At 46.5% G+C, this 1,367-nt stretch carries 1 protein-coding gene; it reads right to left on the reverse strand.

Annotated elements, in window-relative coordinates; all coding sequences use genetic code 11:
* Nucleotides 1-1,261 (reverse strand): leucine-rich repeat domain-containing protein (locus tag HMPREF0658_RS00745; protein WP_006947835.1); only part of this gene is annotated, 1,261 nt, incomplete at its 3' end.
* Between the last annotated feature and the right edge of the window lie 106 nt (nucleotides 1,262-1,367).

The raw sequence follows: 1,367 nt of genomic DNA on the forward strand, positions 1-1,367 counted from the left end.
GACCTTTAGCCGGGGCAATGCCTGCAGGCAGGCGAAGACCGGCGCGATGAGGCTTTAGCTTGATAGATGCTCCGTTGCGTATGCCTTGCTTGTAAAAACCGATGCCTTGGGCACCGTTGGCAAACACATAGTAGCAACTGTCGCCGGCGGAGGTAAACTCGTGCTCGATACCTGTGCCTACGAGCAGGTTGCCGGTTACGCTCTCCTCGGTGCCCGTCACGTTGGCTTGATAGGTTATGGTGCTGTTCGCCGTGCCTTGCAGAATAAATCCCGTCCGTTTGGGGATAATCTTGCCTGCACCGAATGCTTGCGCATGCGCAGTGCTTGGCACGCCATGCTTACCGCTGGGCGTAATGCCCGTGATGATATATGCCGTACAACCCGCGGGAACTTTAAAGTTCTCGTTCTCCAAGTAATATGTTGAATAGCCGTTTGAACCAATGGTTAGCTTTTCGCGATATTTGTTGCCTTGAACCGTCCACCAGGGGGCATCCATATAGGCTTTGGCAGCATCTACGGGTACATATATTTTTTGCAAGTTCGTGTTTCCTCGGAATGGGTCGAAAGGACCTTCCGAAGGATTAAGTGGATTCTCTATGTACAGCAATGCCGGCGTTGGCTTCTCAAAAGTGATTTCTTCCAAATTCGCCAAACCTTCAAATGTCAAATAGGAAAGTGTGTCAAGCTGCGCAGGCAATACCATGTTTTTAAGAATCTGATTATTCAATGCACCCTCCCTCAATCGGCGCAATGTCTGTGGGAACTTGATACTCTCTATTGTTCCAACATTTGAATTAAATGCACCACGGCCTATTACTCTCAGCTTCGTACGTGAAAGGTCTACATGCTTTAATCCTGAATAGCGAAATGCTTGATCTTCAATTATTTCCAATGTCGTAGGGAATACAACTTCCTCTAAGTCGAAAGCCAAGTCTATAGAATGGTACTTTAGAATCTTTATTCCTTCGGACAGAATGATTTTTTTTAACCCGTTTGAATATACTTGACCGTTTACACTTGTTATTCGCCCTGCAATAGCTGTTACGGTGTAGGTATTCCCGTTGTATGTCACGGTGCCGGGCACGGTGAACTCCGTTGTACCTGTGACAGAATTAGCACCAGTTATTTCTGCACATTTTTTTGTGGCATCTGTAATGGTGAGATCAAACGTTGTACCGGCTCCGTTCGTCCAACTAAAACTTTGTGCCCGCGTAGCCAACGTAATGAAAACGGCACAACATACTATTCCTATTCGTTTCATTGTTTTGTTATGTTTGTTACTGAATACTTACGTGAAAAATCGTCGTTATTTCCCTCTTGCGCGGCTTGGCAAACGGGCACGAAAAAGCGAACAAAGGGAACTCCTC

The organism is Hoylesella marshii DSM 16973 = JCM 13450, from assembly GCF_000146675.1.
Classification (GTDB): domain Bacteria; phylum Bacteroidota; class Bacteroidia; order Bacteroidales; family Bacteroidaceae; genus Prevotella; species Prevotella marshii.